Annotated in this window: 14 protein-coding genes; 9 read left to right on the top strand and 5 right to left on the bottom strand. The window is 64.1% G+C overall.

Annotation, left to right across the window (positions count from 1 at the left end):
* Positions 1 to 4 precede the first annotated feature (4 nt).
* Both AC5PZ0_RS19775 and AC5PZ0_RS19770 read right to left on the bottom strand, forming a co-directional pair.
* A complete protein-coding gene (locus tag AC5PZ0_RS19775) occupies positions 5 to 304 on the bottom strand; it encodes an AzlD family protein (RefSeq protein ID WP_493855570.1) in 300 nt (99 codons plus the stop codon).
* On the bottom strand, positions 301 to 1,011 hold the full coding sequence (locus tag AC5PZ0_RS19770) for an AzlC family ABC transporter permease (RefSeq protein ID WP_258702907.1): 711 nt from the start codon (positions 1,009 to 1,011) through the stop codon (positions 301 to 303). Before AC5PZ0_RS19770 ends, AC5PZ0_RS19775 begins: the two co-directional genes overlap by 4 nt.
* Before the next feature lie 124 nt (positions 1,012 to 1,135).
* Between AC5PZ0_RS19770 and AC5PZ0_RS19765 the strand changes: the two genes are divergently transcribed.
* Both AC5PZ0_RS19765 and AC5PZ0_RS19760 read left to right on the top strand, forming a co-directional pair.
* Positions 1,136 to 2,005 (top strand): LysR family transcriptional regulator, encoded by an 870-nt coding sequence (locus AC5PZ0_RS19765; protein ID WP_033694336.1) that lies wholly within the window; start codon positions 1,136 to 1,138, stop codon positions 2,003 to 2,005.
* A 47-nt stretch (positions 2,006 to 2,052) separates the two neighbouring features.
* Positions 2,053 to 2,772: an alpha/beta fold hydrolase gene (locus AC5PZ0_RS19760; protein WP_493855569.1), complete on the top strand. Its 720-nt coding sequence runs from the start codon at positions 2,053 to 2,055 to the stop codon at positions 2,770 to 2,772.
* 697 nt (positions 2,773 to 3,469) lie between these two features.
* Here the strand turns inward: AC5PZ0_RS19760 and AC5PZ0_RS19755 are convergent.
* Complete coding sequence (locus AC5PZ0_RS19755) at positions 3,470 to 4,498, bottom strand: LLM class oxidoreductase (RefSeq protein ID WP_493855568.1); 1,029 nt, start codon at positions 4,496 to 4,498, stop codon at positions 3,470 to 3,472.
* A 23-nt stretch (positions 4,499 to 4,521) separates the two neighbouring features.
* Positions 4,522 to 5,157: a glutathione S-transferase family protein gene (locus AC5PZ0_RS19750; RefSeq protein WP_493855567.1), complete on the bottom strand. Its 636-nt coding sequence runs from the start codon at positions 5,155 to 5,157 to the stop codon at positions 4,522 to 4,524.
* A 125-nt stretch (positions 5,158 to 5,282) separates the two neighbouring features.
* Here AC5PZ0_RS19750 and AC5PZ0_RS19745 point away from each other — a divergent pair, with 125 nt between their 5' ends.
* Both AC5PZ0_RS19745 and AC5PZ0_RS19740 read left to right on the top strand, forming a co-directional pair.
* Positions 5,283 to 6,176, top strand: a complete 894-nt coding sequence (locus tag AC5PZ0_RS19745) for a LysR substrate-binding domain-containing protein (protein ID WP_493855566.1) — start codon at positions 5,283 to 5,285, stop codon at positions 6,174 to 6,176.
* 86 nt (positions 6,177 to 6,262) lie between these two features.
* On the top strand, positions 6,263 to 7,624 hold the full coding sequence (locus AC5PZ0_RS19740; protein WP_493855565.1) for a HEAT repeat domain-containing protein: 1,362 nt from the start codon (positions 6,263 to 6,265) through the stop codon (positions 7,622 to 7,624).
* Between the two features lie 10 nt (positions 7,625 to 7,634).
* Here AC5PZ0_RS19740 and AC5PZ0_RS19735 read toward each other — a convergent pair whose 3' ends face one another.
* Entirely contained in the window at positions 7,635 to 8,549 is a 915-nt protein-coding gene (locus AC5PZ0_RS19735) for a LysR family transcriptional regulator (RefSeq protein WP_027596332.1), read from the bottom strand.
* A 298-nt stretch (positions 8,550 to 8,847) separates the two neighbouring features.
* On the opposite strand from AC5PZ0_RS19735, the gene speB reads away from it, so the two are divergent.
* From speB to betA, 5 genes are all read left to right on the top strand, one after another.
* Positions 8,848 to 9,819: an agmatinase gene (speB, locus tag AC5PZ0_RS19730; RefSeq protein ID WP_027596333.1), complete on the top strand. Its 972-nt coding sequence runs from the start codon at positions 8,848 to 8,850 to the stop codon at positions 9,817 to 9,819.
* Positions 9,820 to 9,834: 15 nt separating this feature from the next.
* The gene (locus AC5PZ0_RS19725; RefSeq protein WP_493855564.1) at positions 9,835 to 11,343 is read left to right on the top strand and encodes an aldehyde dehydrogenase family protein; all 1,509 of its coding nucleotides are present in this window, start codon (positions 9,835 to 9,837) and stop codon (positions 11,341 to 11,343) included.
* A 96-nt stretch (positions 11,344 to 11,439) separates the two neighbouring features.
* Positions 11,440 to 11,619 carry a hypothetical protein gene (locus AC5PZ0_RS19720; protein WP_027596335.1) on the top strand — a complete coding sequence of 60 codons (180 nt, stop codon included), beginning with the start codon at positions 11,440 to 11,442 and terminating at the stop codon, positions 11,617 to 11,619.
* A complete protein-coding gene (locus AC5PZ0_RS19715) occupies positions 11,616 to 13,085 on the top strand; it encodes a cytosine permease (protein ID WP_099429686.1) in 1,470 nt (489 codons plus the stop codon). Before AC5PZ0_RS19720 ends, AC5PZ0_RS19715 begins: the two co-directional genes overlap by 4 nt.
* Positions 13,086 to 13,089: 4 nt before the next feature.
* Positions 13,090 to 14,775, top strand: a complete 1,686-nt coding sequence (gene betA, locus AC5PZ0_RS19710) for a choline dehydrogenase (protein ID WP_493855563.1) — start codon at positions 13,090 to 13,092, stop codon at positions 14,773 to 14,775.
* Positions 14,776 to 15,202: the final 427 nt, after the last annotated feature.

Genomic DNA, 15,202 nt, shown 5'->3' with positions numbered 1-15,202 from the left:
GTTCTCACTGCCAATACAATCGCAGTACCGCCAACGACGCCACGCCAATCGCGACGGTGAACAGCATCGGCAAGCGCCATGCGGCAACCAGCGTGATGCCCAGCGCAATCAACTCTTCAGGATGAGGCGAGACAAAGTGTGGGGCGATCACCGAAATCAGCACGCAGCCCGGTGCTGCCTCCATGACGGCGCGGGCACGCGGCCCGAGCTTGCGCTTGCGCAGCAACAGGTAACCTGCCAGCCGTGTTGCATAGGTGGCAGAGGCCATGCCCAGTATTGTCAGCAAAGCCGCCGCGCTGATCATTGCATGACCTCCCGCAGGTAGGTAAACAGCATGCCCGCGATCACGCCAGCAAACACGAACCAGGCCCCCGGCACCGTCAGGTACACCAGAATCGCCACCAGCAGGCTGACCAGCCACGCGCACGCCAGCCGCGGCCCCTTCCACATGCCCCTGAGCAGCACGATGAACACCGCAGGAAAGGCCATGGCAAAGCCATAAGCTTCAATATTGCCGAGCGCCGGGCCGATTGCCGCGCCGATCAAGGCAAAACCGACCCAGACGGGGTAGAAGGGCAGGCAGGCGCCCCAGTAGTACGGCCAACTGAACGCTGGCAGTTGCTGGCCCTGCGAACGGCGCAGGGTGTCGGCGTAGCTGATCGCCCACCCTTCGTCGGCCATGAAGAACAACGCAGGAATCACCTTGCGTTTAGGCAGGTGCTGCAGAAACGGCGCCAAGGCGGCGCCCATGACGATGTGCCGGCTGTTGATCAGCAGGGTGATGAGCACGATCGTCAGCATTGGCGGGACCGCCGCCCACAATTTGATAGCGGCGAACTCCGAACCCCCGGCGAAGTTGAGGCCCGTCATCGCGCCCACTTCAGCCAAAGACAGGCCGACCTGAGAGGCTTGTGCGCCAAGGACCATGGCGTAGGGCGCGACCGCGAACATGACGGGGAGCGCATCTTTGGCGCCTCGCAAGATTTCGCTTCGGGTGTGCAGGTGGGGCATGGGACGTACTCACTGCTGTGCTGATGCTGTCGTTGTAGCGACAAGTGTGCTGGCACAGGGATACTCCAGAAAAGCGAATATCTGTTATACAAGGCATTCGATTATCGAATGGTAGCGCGCCACCATGCAGTCCAAGGATTTACAGATCGACTGGTTGCGTACGTTTCTGGCCGTGGTGGACAGCGGGTCGATGACGGCAGCCGCGCGTCAGGTCGCTCGCTCCCAGTCGGCAGTGAGCATGCAGCTGAAAAAGCTCGAGGACAGCCTCGGCCGGCCGATGTTCAAGCGCGAGCCTCGGCAGCTGTCGTTGACCCCCGCCGGCTACGACCTGCTCGGCCACGCGCGCAAGTTGCTCGAGGCTCACTCGACGATGGTAGACGCGATGCACGGCGGTGCGGTGTCCGGGCGCGTCACCCTGGGTGTGCCGGATGACTATGCCGTGACCTACCTGATGCCGGCCTTGCGCAGTTTCATGACCCGCTTTGGCGAGGTCGAGGTCACCCTGGCCTGCGAGGACTCAGCCACCCTGTGGGCAAAGGTTGACCGTGGCCAGATCGACCTGGCGCTGTTGACCCGTGACGCGCCATCGCGCGGCGAACTGCTGTTCAGGGAAGCGCTGGTATGGGGCGGCGCCGAGCAGCATGAGGCGTGGAAGCGCAGCCCGCTGCCGATCGCTGTGCACGGGCTCAGCGATCGCTTGCGCACATCGATACTCGCCGCCATCACCGGGTTGGGCCGGGAGTATCGCGTGGTCTACAACAGCCCCAACGTCAGCGGCCAATTGACGGCGATGGACAGTGGCCTGGCGGTGGCGGTGGTCACCCGCTGTAGCTTGCCGGCGCACCTCAAGGTGCTCGACCTGCGGCACGGCCTGCCGGACCTGCCGGTGGCGGAGGTGGTACTGACCCGCAGTCGAGACTCCGCAGGTTCACGCGCCGCCGATGCGTTATACACACACATTGCCGATGCGTTGCGCGACCCGCTGTGTAACTGATCAGCGTTGGCCCGTATGCTGCAGTTTGGATTTGCCTGGTGAAGAACATGCCCCCTGAAAACGCGCTCCCCCTGGTGTTGATCCCAGGCTTCATGCTGGACGAAACGCTCTGGGATGAAGTGGTCGAGAGCCTGCCCGCTACGTGTGAGGTCCACCGGGCCAACCTGCTCGAGGGGCAAACCCTTGCGCAGATCGCCCGCCGTGTCGTGGCAAGTGCGCCGCCTCGTTTCGTCCTCGTTGGTTTTTCCCTTGGGGGCTATGTGGCGAGATCAATCGTGCAGCAGTGCCCAGATCGTGTGGCTGCCCTGATACTGATCGCTACCTCCCTGCGTGAAGATTCGCCCGAGCGGCAGAAAGCCAAGCAAGCGGCGGTCGATGCGTCGGCTCACGGGCAGTTTCGCGGTTTGAGCCTGACTGCCATCAGGCAGTCGGTGCATCCGCAGCGTGCTGCGGATAACGCCCTGACTGGCAGGATTCGTGAGATGGGGGCACGCATGGGGCATGCGGTATTTGCCACACAGTCGCTGCTGACCAGAGCGGATGTGGGGCCTCATCAGATCCAGTGCCCGACACTTGTGATTGCGGCAGCGCAGGACGCGCTGAGGCAAGTTGAAGAGGCTGAAGCCTTATGCAGTCAGATCCCGGGCGCACGCCTCGAGATCATTCAAGGCTCCGGTCATATGATCCCGCTTGAACAGCCTCAAGTGCTGGCACAGTTGATGATGCAGTGGCTCGCGGCAATGCCACAGGCAAGCCCGCTTCTGTAGAAAACCTCACATTTCACTGTTCTAGCAGTGCCCGTGTGGGAGCAACTGTCTTGTAGTGGTATGCGGGTCTTCATCTTGCAACAACGCGATGATCCGGACGGTCACGCCATGGCGAGAGCAACCGCTACCAAAGCCTGAAAGTACAGCGCAGGCTCAAGGCGCAGCGTGATTTCTGTAGGAATGGATTTACCCGCGAAGCAGGCACCACCTTGGATGGCACGGGCTTCGCCCGTGTTCGCGGGTAAACCCGCTCCCACAGGGTCAGCAACTCGCTTACGAACTTTGTTCTCTGCTCGACAACGCGGCCCAAAGGGCTGGGTGATCTCCCAGAGCATGGGTTGCCCCCAGACATTTGAACAAGCCCACAGGTGCGGCGCTAGCCTTGGAGGCTACACCGTTCGGGTGGGAAGCGGCGGTGCGGCGATCCGACTTGTCCCGCGAATGGGGCTACGCGTTGTATGGCACCGGCTTCGCCGGTGTTCGCGGGGCAAGCCCGCTCCCACGTAATGAGTCAATTTTTATAAATTGCGCGAGACAGTTGCTTCCACAGGTGCGGCGATAGCCTTGGAGGCTACACCGTTCGGGTGGGAGCGGGCTTGCCCGCGAACACGGGCGAAGCCCGTGCCATCCACCGCGGCGCCTGCTTCGCGGGCAAGCCCCACACCGTCCGCTGCACATTTGCGTTGCCTGGCACGCTTTACCAGTCTTGCGACTGCGGCGCAGGCCCGGCCAGCGCCGGAAACAGCGGCACTACCTCTTCGGCCAGTTCCTGAATGATTTCCCGGGCCGGGCGCCGCGCCATCTGCACGCCCAAGGCCGCATGATTGACCCCAGCCTCGCGCCACTCGCCAAGCAAGTCGATCAGCCCGTTGCGCCCGGTGCGCAGTACATAGCCGCCTTGCTGCGGCGTACGCGGGAATTTGGGGTCGTCGTCCAAGTCGATCCATTCATTGGTCATGTGCGGGCGGAACCCCCCGCCCGGGATCGCTTCGCGCCAGGCGCGGATTTTCTCGGCCAGGCGGCGTGGCCCCAGGATGTTATGGGTGGCGTCGGGGTAGGTCAGCCAGCCATCGGCGTGCTCGCCCAGCCACTGCAGGGTCTGGCGCGACGAGCCGGTCACCACCAGGGGGATGCGCCCTGACACAGGCCTGGGCAACAGCCGGGCGTTACTGAGCTGGCCCAACGGCGACTGAATAGGCCCTGGGTGCTCGGCCAACAGTTGGCGGAAGTAGTCCACGCTGTGCGCAAAGCGCTCGCCGCGGCTGCCGTGGTCCAGGCCATACGCCGGAAACTCCACGGGCCGGTCGCCCGAGGCAATGCCAAGCACCAAGCGCCCGCCCGACAAGGTATCGACGGTGGTGGCGGCCTTGGCCAGGTCGATCGGGTGGCGCAAGGCAAAGATCGCGCTGCCGGTCACTAGGGCGATCTGCCGGGTGTGCGCGGCCAGGTAAGCCAGATAGGTGAACGGGTCGAATACCTGACCGGCATCACCGAAGGCCGGGTCAAACAACGGCACATCGCGCACCCAGGCGGCGGCAAAGCCCAGGCGGTCGATTTCGCCGACCAGCCGCGCCTGCCCGGCCAGGGCCTGCAGGTCGCCGTCATAGAAGCGCTGCGGCATGAAGATGCCCAGGGTCAGGTGATCTGGGGCAAACATGCGCCGGTAGCCGGGGTGGTGGGCGAAGGCGTTGGCGTTGGCGCCGCAGGTGGCGGTTTTAGCGTTCATGGCTGTTCCTGGGTTGTGGGCATTCATGGGCCGGTGGCCGGGGCAGGCAGGCGGATGCCGCGTTGCACGGCGGGGCGCTGCTCCACCTGCTGGTACCACCGCGTCAGGTGGCGGTGCGGGCTGAAGTCGAAGCCCACCAGGGCGGCGATGTGCAGCCAGGCGAAAGTCGCGATGTCCGCGATTGAGTAGTGGTCGCCGGCCAGCCATGGGTGGCTGGCAAGTTGCTGGTCGAGGACCGCGAAAGTGCTTTCGGTAAGGCTGCGGTAGCGCTTGAGCGCAGCCGGGTTGGGCGTGGCTTCGAAGCACTCGAAGTGCACGCGCTGGCCGAGCAGCGGCCCCATGCTGGCGCTGTGGTACATCAGCCAGGTGATCGCCGCCCAGCGTGGCTGCGGTGCGGAGTCGAGCAACTGGCCACTGCGCTGTGCCAGGTACAGCAAGATGGCGGCCGACTCGAACAGCACGATGTTGGCGCCGTGGTCGACCAACACCGGAATGCGGCCTGCCGGGTTGAGCGCCAGAAAGCCTGCTTGCAGATGCTCGCCGTGCTCGATGCGAACATGTTCCAGGCGATAGGGCAGGCCCATCTCTTCGAGGGCGATAGTGGCTTTGAAGCCGTTGGGCGAGCTGTCGGTATAGAGCACCAGTGACGGGTCAGGCATATCGAATAACCTCAGAAAAACTAACACAAGTTGTTTGGCCTGAGCGCTATGCTATGCAGATGAAGCAAGATACAAAAACGATTGCTTCTACCCTAAGCGTTAGTTTTTCTAAAGTGAGGAATGTAATGGGCGCCGTCCTGCCACTGCTTGCCTTGCGCGCCTTCAGCGAAACCACTCGCCTGGGTAGCTTGAAAGCCGCCGCCGAGCGGATGGGGGTTTCGTCTGGGGCCATCAGCCAGCAGCTTCGCCTGCTGGAGGACCGCCTAGGCGTCACTCTGTTGACCCGCAGCCGTCATGGCGTGCAACTCACCGAGGCTGGGGCGAGCCTGTACCCAGGCGTATCACGTGGCTTTGGTGACATCGAGCGCGCACTGCTCGACCTTGAAGCCCTGGCCCGCGCCAGCACCCTGACCATCAGCACGCAACCGTCCTTCGCTTCTAGCTGGCTGGTGCCGCGCCTGGCCAGTTTCAGTACGCTGCACCCCGGCATCGAGGTCCGTGTCGAGGCCACGGCGGCGTTGGTCGACTTGCACCGTGACCGTGTCGACATCGCCTTGCGCCATGGCCTGGGCGACTACCCGGGGCTGCAGTCGATACCCTTGCTGGCGCCGGTGCTGTTGCCGGTGTGCAGCCCGGCACTGCTCGCCAGCGGCCCGCCACTGCATGCGCCTGAGGATTGCTTGCAGTACCCGCTGCTGCAGGATGCCGACCGTGCCGACTGGACGCTGTGGTTGCAGGCCCACGGCTTCGAGCCCGACAGCCGCAGCCGGCGCGGGCCGAGTTTTGACGAAGAACTGCTGTTGCTAAGCGCGGCCGCGAGTGGTCAAGGTATCGCCCTGGTACAGGCGCAACACGCCGAAGAGGGGCTGCGTGACGGCAGCCTGGTGGTGGCCGTGGACCGGCCCTGGCCTTCACGTTTCGCCTACTACCTGGTCGCCCGCAAAGAGCAGTTGAGACGACCACACGTGCGGGCATTCATCGACTGGATCGAGGGGCAGCTGGCTGCAGAAGCAGATTGAACCAGGCTCCGAATTCAGCTGCCGTGAAACCTGAGCCTTCCAATAGCGTCTGAAGCCCACACTGCACGCACATGGAATACAAGGGAATGAATGTAAGCTCCATCAGCAACTGGTTGGGTCGGCTGAAGGCAAGGCAGGTACCGGCAGGGTCCTGGGCCGAGCAGCGGCGTAATGAAGCCCTCGAACTGATCGCGTCTGCCCGTGATGGCGATACGTGGATCACCCTCAGCCATCACGACAACGGCTTCGTGCGAGAAGTCGCGGTACGGGCGCTGTGCGCCGAGCAAACGCCGCAAGCCTTGCAGGCGCTGATCGAGCGGTTGAATGACTGGGTGCCGCAGGTTCGCGAACTGGCCAAGGCGGGCATTCAGCCGTACCTCACAAGCGCCCATGTGACGTCATTGTTGAGCGCCCTGGAATCAGTGGTGGCGCTGGCTGCGCGCCGGCGGGTCGATCATGCTGCCACCCTGGAACAGGTGTGTGCAGTGTTGCAGAGAGCTCAGGTTCGGCGTGAGGTCCACCTTGATTTTCTGACCCGGCAAGGCAAGACCGCGCGTTTTCTGTTTGCGCGCTTGCTGGAAGCCGACACCGAGCCTGCAACCCTGCTGCGTGATGCCTTGGCCCACCGCGAATTGACCGTTCGCCTGGCAGCGGTTGCTGCGTGCCAGGCGCTCCCCGCTACGCAAGCCGTGCCGCTGTTAGTGCACGCCTTGCCACATGCGGCTGCCAAGGTGCGGGTCTGTGTGCTGCGGGCATTGCTGCCCTTGCTGGATGACCCGCAGCCGTTACTGCGCCAAGTCTTGCTGGATGCATCGCCCGCGATCCGCAGCCTTGCGCGTTGGCAGGCGCCGCGCTACGGGGTTGACGCTGCGGCGGTGCTGGCGGCGCGCCTGGCCGGTGAAATGCCCACCACAAAACGCGATTGGCTGGGCGTGCTTGGCCTTGGCGCAGAACTGCAGGTGGAACTCCCCCTCGCGTGGTGGAGGGCCGCCTTGCAATCGCGCTATCCCTTTGTGCGTTTTGCTGCGGTGCACCAGGCAGGGGAGGCCACTGCGGGTGAGCTGTTCGGCCTGCTGGGCGACCCTTCGGACAAGGTGTTCGCCGCCACCATCGTGCAATTGGGCAAGCTGCCCTGGGCGACCGTCAATGTCGAGGCAAGCGCCTGGTTGGACCGCCATTGGCATGAATGCCCGGCGCCGCGTCGCTTGGCGGTGCTCCACTTGTTGTCTGGCTGGCAGCAAGTGGCCTACCTGTTGCAACGCCTGGACGCCGAGCCCGTCTTGCAGGCCGGCTGGCTACAGGAGATCAGCGGCTGGTGCGATCGCCAGTATCGGATTATCGACCCTGCCACCTCGCCAACCGCCCGCGCCGTGCTGGTGGCAAGGCTTCAGGGCCTGGCGACGACCGGGCTTGTTCGCGCGCAGCAGGTTGCCCGGGTTATTGCCTGAGCCTGCGGGCTCAAACGCCCCCAGCCTGGTGCATGCAGGCGTTCAGGTCTTCGAGGAACGCCCGCAAGATCGGCGGCGGTGACACCCCGCGCCGGGTGATCACGTCGAAGGGCGAGGTGAGGTCCAGGGTATTGGCGCCCAGCCGGCGCATTTCGCCGGTCTTCACCCACTGCTCGGCGAAGTGCACCGGCAGAAACCCGATATAGGCACCGGAAATGATCAGGATCGCGGCCGCCTCGATGTTCTCCACGGTCGCGGCGGCCTTGGTGATGCCCAGTTGCTCCAGGTCGTATTGCTGCATATAGCCGCGCACCACGATATGGCACTGGCGAACCTCTTCAAGCAACCGGCCGTTCGCCGCCTTGCTGGCGTACAACGGATGGCGGCGGCCGCAGTACAGCCCCAGGGCTTCGTCGTACAGCGGCAGGTACGAAAGCCCCGGCACGCGCAGCGGAAAATGGCCGATGGCCAGGTGCAGCCGGCTGTCCAGCACACGCTCTTCCAGCTCGGCCGGGGCGCCGATGTAGATGTGCAGGTGGGCATCGTGCCCACGTGAAACAAAGCGCTGGGTGGTGCGCGGCAGAGGCGAGGCGGTGTCGGTCAGGGTGGAGTCGATGATGCCCAGGTTGAGCTTGCCGCTGATGTGCTGCTTGAGCACGTCGGCATCCATGCAAAAGCTTTCCACCGCGCTGAGCAGGCGCAAGGTGGCTTCGTGGATGGCCACGCCCTGTTCGGTCAAGCGAAAGCCACTGCGCCCGCGCTGGCACAGCTTGACCCCAAGGCGGGTTTCCAGGTGCGTCATCTGTTCGCTGATGGTCGATTGGCCGGCGTTGAGGGCGGCCTGCGCCGCAGAAAAGCCACCGCACCTGACGATGGTGGTGAATACCCTGAGGAGCTTCAGATCGACGTCGTGGAGCTGGATCACTGGGGCCTCCTGGCGGTGCGTCACATCGCGCTGGCTGATATGAGCGTCCGGCCATTGTTTTTTTTCAAGCTAACCACGCCCCTGTGATCACTGCAATGCCCGGCACCTGCAAATGACTGCCGGTGCACACCCGGCATTTCGCCTGGCCGCTGGCAGCGGGCGATTACTTCGGGTTGGCCGATGTATGCATCTGCACTTGCGCATTTTTCCCGCGTTGGCCTGCCGCCATAGTGGCTGCAACGGCGGTCGAGCAGTCGCCCCGTCTCCTGACCAGAACAATAAGTGGAGAAACCCGAACATGGCAAAGCACGGTTATGAATCCGGCCGCCTGAACCTGCCCTTCGTAGGGCATTGCACCTTCGCCAAGTCACCCATCTGCACCGACTGGAATGCCATCGACGCCGATGTGGCGATCCTCGGCGCGCCCAACGACATGGGGACCCAATGGCGCTCGGGCGCACGGTTCGGACCGCGCGGCATCCGCGAGGCATCGACCCTGTTCTCGTTCGGCCATGCCGGTGCCTACGACTTCGAAGATGACGCCACCTACCTGACCGATGACCAGCTGCGCATGGTCGATGTCGGCGACGCCGATATCGTGCACACCGACATGGCCACCAGCAATGCCAACATCGAGTCGGCCGTGCGCCAGATTCTCGCGGCGGGTGCCATGCCGATCGTGCTGGGCGGCGACCACTCGATCCATGCGCCAGTCATCAAGGCCTTCGAAGGGCGTGGGCCGATCCACATCGTGCACTTCGATGCCCACCTCGACTTCGTCGACGAGCGCCATGGCGTGCGCTACGGCCATGGCAGCCCATTGCGCCGCGCCTCGGAGCTGGACCACATCGTCGGCATGACCCAGATGGGCATCCGCAACGTGTCGTCCTCCAACCGCGACGACTACGATGCCGCACGCGAAGCCGGCTCGCAGATCCTCTCGGTACGCGACGTGCGTCGCCTGGGCTGCGAAGGTGTGCTGGCAAAGATCCCCGAAGGCCGCGACTACTACATCACCATCGACATCGATGGCTTCGACCCGTCCATCGCCCCAGGCACCGGCACCCCGAGCCATGGCGGATTCTTCTACTACGAAGTGCTGGAGATCATCCAGGCGTTGGCCCGACGCAGCCAGGGGCGGATTGTCGGCATGGACCTGGTGGAAGTGGCCCCGGCCTACGACCCGGCAGGCGTGACCTCGATTCTGGCCGCGCAATTGCTGATGAACAGCATCGGCTTCATCTTCCACGCGCGTGCCAACGCCCGCTGATCCGGAGACTGTACCGTGGACAACAAGGTAAAAGCCTACCTGCAGGCCTTCGGCGTTTCCGAGGCCACCCAGCGTTTTCTCTGCAAGCCCCAGCGCATGTTCATTGGCGGTGCCTGGCTCGAGGCCAGTGACGGTGCCAGCGCCGAGGTCATCGAACCGTCCACCGAAGGCGTGCTGACGCGCATCCCGATGGGCACGCAGGACGACCTCGACCGCGCGGTGCGTGCCGCCCGTGCGCAATTCGATGGCGGCCCCTGGAGCCAGCTCAAGCCCCTGGAACGTGAGCGCCTGATTCATCGCCTGGCCGACCTCATAGAGGACAATGCCGACGAGCTGGCGCAGATCGAGTCGATCGACATGGGCAAGTCGGTCGCCCAGGCCCGCACGGTGGATATCCAAGGTACCGTCGATACGCTGCGCTATTTCGCCGGCTGGGCCAGCAAGATTCATGGGCGCACCGTCGAGCCTTCGCTGCCGGGCAACTACCTGGCCTACACCCGCAAGGAAGCGGTCGGCGTGGTGGGGGCCATCGTGCCCTGGAACTTCCCGCTGCAAACCATGGCCTGGAAGCTCGGCGCGGCGCTGGCGACCGGCTGCACCGTGGTGGTCAAGCCGGCGGAGCTGACGTCGCTGTCGGCCCTGCGCTTTGCCGAGCTGGTGCAGGCGGCGGGCATCCCTGACGGTGTGCTGAACATCGTCACCGGTCGCGGCAGCGTGGTGGGCACGGCGATGTCCAGCCACCCAGGCATCGACAAGCTGAGCTTCACCGGCTCTACCCCGGTGGGCTGCTCGGTGGGCAAGGCGGCGATGGACCAGATGAAACGCCTGACCCTGGAACTGGGCGGCAAGTCGCCGGTGATCGTGTTCGCCGATGCCGACATTGACGCGGCGGCTGAGGCGGTCGCCAACGGTGTGTTCTTCAACTCGGGGCAGGTGTGTGATGCCGGTACCCGTGCCTATGTCGAGCGCAGCGTCTACCCAGCCTTCCTCGAAGCGCTGGCCCGCTATACGGCCACGCTGAAGATTGCCCCGGGCCTGGACCCTGACTGCTTCATCAGCCCCATGGTGTCGCGCCAGCAACAGCAGCGGGTACTGGAATACATCGCCCTGGGCAAGGCCGAAGGGGCGCAGGTGTACTACGGTGGCGAGCCGGTCGAAGGCCCGGGCTTCTACGTGCAGCCGACCATCTTCGCCCACTGCAACAACGACATGCGCATCGTCCGCGAGGAGATCTTCGGCCCGGTGCTGGTGACCTTGCCCTTCGATACCCAGGAGCAGGCCCTGGCGCTGGCCAACGATTCGGAATACGGCTTGGCCGCGGCCATCTATTCCAACGACCTGGGCAAGGTCCACGGGCTGATCCCGCGCCTGCGCGCTGGCACCGTCTACGTCAACGCCCACAGCACGCTGGACCCCTCCATGCCGTTTGGTGGCTACAAACAATCGGGCTATGGCAAGGACATGGGCGCTGAACAACTGGAGTTTTTGCTGGAGACCAAGGCGGTCTGGATCACCTTGCCCTGAGGTACAGGGCTGGCCCGCGTCGCCTGGTTTGGCGAGCGACGCGGGCCACATGAACGCATCGAATTTCAAGAACAAGAACCCGTCGAGGTGATGCCAATGAACAGCCAAGTGGATACCGAGCGTGCACAAGACCTGGAACGGCGCCTGCGCGCCTATGAAGAACTGGAGGGCAGGGCGCACTGGCCCGGCGCGCTGAGCGCGGCGGATGTTGTTGCCCTGGCCGTGCTGACCCTGGTCATGGTGGTGGGCGCGTATTGCCTGGGGGGCCAGCCATGAGCCGCTCCAGAGAGCAGGAATTTCGCCTGGCCGCCGAACGCGGCGATACACCCTTGCTGCCGGGTGAGCGGGTCTGGGGCTTCTGGGGTTATGCCTACGCCAACTCGGCGTTGGCGGTGGCCACCTGGGTGTTTTTGATCGGCGGTGCCACCGCGCTGTTCGTCGGGCCCTTGCAAGGCATTGCCGCGATCATCATCGGCAACATCATCGGCGTGGTGCTCGCGGCCTCGTCCACCTGCCTGCCGTGCGGCAAGTACGGCGTCGAGCAGTTCACTTTCCTGCGCAGCATGTTTGGCCTCAATGGCAGCCGGCTGGTCTATACCCTTTCGGTGGTGATCCTGACCATGGGTTGGCTGGCGGTGCTGGGGCTGATGTGCGGGCGTGCGCTGGACAACCTGGAAACCCTCGTGCAGCACAGCCAGCCCGACAGCAATGACTGGCTGGTGACCGCCGGGGCCTTGCTGGCCATCGTGCTGGCGGCGCTGGTGGCCATGCGCGGGCCAGACATGATCCGCCGCCTGAGCGCGGTGATCGCGCCCAGCTTGATCCTGATCATGCTGGCGCTGATGTATTTCATCTCCCGCCGCTACAGTTTCGGCGAACTGCTGGCCATGCCGCCCTTGCAGCCTCCGTTCGAAAACCCGCACGTCAACTTCATGATCGCGGTTGAAATCAACATCGCTGCGGGGTTCTCCTGGTGGCCCTACATCGGCAACCTGTCGCGCCTGTGCAGCAACCAGCGTACGGCGTTTTGGCCCAACCTGGTGGGCATCTTCGGCGCCGCGTCGCTGGGTGAGTCGGTCAGCCTGTTCGCCGCCACCACCTTGGGCAGCAGCGACCCCACCGCCTGGATGCGGCTGGCCGGCGGCATGACCTTCGGCGTGATCGCCCTGAGCTTTCTGGCGCTGGCCAACCTGACGGGCATGGTCAACATCCTCTACACAGCCGTCATCGGCCTGCGTCAGTTGGCCGGGGAGCGTTTGCGCAGCCTGGGCTGGGGGATGCTGATCGGGCTGTTCTGCATCATCCCGGTGGTCATCGTGGTGTGCCTCCCGGGTATCTACGACGGCTTCTTCATCTTCTTGGTGTGGACGTCGGCGCTGAACAGCGCGCTGGCCGGCATCGGCATCGCCGATTACTTCTTCCTGCGCAAGCAACGCCTGAACCTGCGGCATCTGTATGCCGAGCAAAGCGGCTCGCCGTTGCGCTTCTGCAAAGGCTTCAACCCCATCGCGCTGCTGGCGCTGGTGGCAGGGTTTGCCATCTACGTGGTGGTGTTCAACCCGCAGACCTTGGCCCATACCGATTTCTTCACCTTCGCCACCGCCTCGCTGCCGTCCTGCCTGCTGGCCGGGCTGGTGCATTACGGCCTGACCCGCCTGCTGGCCACACGCCTGGGCTGGGGCGGCTACCCCAAGGGCAATGAACGCAACATCGAGGCCGCAGGCCTTCGCGTACAGGACTAGAACAATGAAAAAACGATACGACTACATCATCATCGGCGCAGGCTCTGCCGGCTGCGTCCTGGCCAACCGCCTGACCGAAGATGCCGGCACCTCGGTACTGGTGCTGGAGTTCGGCGGCAGTGACCGCAGCGTGCTCATCCAGATGCCCAGTGCGTTCTCGCTGCCGATGAATACCAAGAAGTACAACTGGCGCTACGAGACCGCCGCCGAAGCCCACCTGGACGGCCGCCGATTGCACTGCCCGAGGGGCAAAGTGCTGGGGGGATCGTCCTCGATCAACGGGCTGGTGTACATCCGTGGCCATGCCTGCGACTTCGATGAATGGGAACGCCTGGGCGCGAAGCACTGGAGCTACCGCAACTGCCTGCCGTACTTCAAGCGCGCCGAGCATTTCAAGTTTGGTGGCGATGACTACCGCGGCGGCGCAGGGCCGCTGGCCACCAACAACGGCAACAACATGCAGAACCCGCTGTACGGTGCCTGGGTAGAGGCCGGCGCCGAGGCCGGCTACATCAAGACCGCCGACTGCAATGGCTACATGCAGGAAGGCTTCGGCGCCATGCACATGACCGTGAAGGACGGGGTGCGCTGGTCCACCGCCAATGCCTACCTGCGCCCGGCGATGAACCGGCCGAACCTGACCGTGGTGACTCACGCCATGACCCGGCGCATCCTGCTCGACGGCAAGCGCGCAGTGGGCGTGGAGTATGACGAGGGCGGGCAGACCCACACGGTGCATTGCAACCGTGAGGTGTTGGTATCGTCCGGCCCGATCGGCTCGCCGCACCTGTTGCAGCGCTCGGGTATCGGCCCAGAGGCGGTGCTGAAAAAGGCCGGCATCAAGGTGCTGCACGACCTGCCGGGTGTGGGCGAAAACCTGCAGGACCACTCGGAAATCTACATCCAGTACGCGTGCAAGGAGCCCGTGACCCTCAACGGCAAGATGAGCCTGCTGGGCAAGGCGATGATCGGCCTGCGTTGGCTGCTGTTCAAGGATGGCCTGGGCGCCAGCAACCACTTCGAGGCGGGTGGTTTTATCCGCTCGTCCAAGGGGCTGCGTTGGCCGGACATCCAGTTCCACTTCCTGCCGGCGGCCATGCGCTACGACGGTGACAAGCCGTTCAAGGGCCACGGTTTCATGGTGCTGACCGGGCCGAACAAGCCCAAGAGCCGCGGCCATGTGCGGGCCCTGTCGGCCGACCCTTACCAGCACCCGGAAATCCGCTTCAACTACCTGCAAAGCGAGGAGGACCGCGAGGGCTTCCGCCGCTGCGTGCGCCTGACCCGCGAGATCATCGCTCAGCCGGCCATGGACCGCTTCCGCGGCGAGGAGCTGGCACCTGGGCCGCAGGTGCAGACCGATGAGCAGATCGATGCCTTCGTGCGTGCCAACATGGAAAGCACCATGCACCCGTGCGGTTCTTGCCGCATGGGTGAGGACGACATGGCAGTGGTTGATTCGACGCTGCGTGTGCATGGCCTGCAGGGGCTGCGGGTGATCGACTCGTCGGTGTTCCCGAGCGAGCCCAACGGCAACCTCAACGCACCGACCATCATGCTGGCCGAACGTGCCGCCGACCTGGTGCGCGGGCGTGAGCCGCTGGCGCCGGTCGATGTGCCGGTCGGTTTGGTGGACGGGTGGGAAGAACAACAGCGCAGCCGCGCGCCGCGGCGCGAGGTACGTGCGTGATCAAGCGTGGGTGAGCCTACGCGGTCCCTGTGGGAGCGGGTTTACCCGCGAACACCGGCGAAGCCGGTGCCATACACCGCGTCGGATTCTTCGCGGGTAAACCCGCTCCCACAGGTACAGCGCTGGCCATGGGGCGGATGAGGCAGATAAACCTGGACTGATAGCGCTCCATTGTAGTGATATCGATACAGCACAGGGCAGGGCACGGTATACGACGCTTCGGTGTCGTACACCGCGCCATTACCGCCACTGCCTGGAGTGGCTTCATTACAGCAATAAACGTTAATACCCACACAGACCCCCGTATTTAAAGGGCTCTAGCCTTTGGCATAGTCCTTGCTCTTTCCCTTGCGTTCGGCCGGCTGTTGCACCGCATGTCCGGTTAGAAAGTTGAACTTGTGACGTTATAAAAACAATTAAACTAGCA

Source organism: Pseudomonas sp. 5.2, from assembly GCF_059025405.1.
Note: the sequence above shows the minus strand (reverse complement) of the source record. Positions and strands in the feature narration are given on the sequence as shown.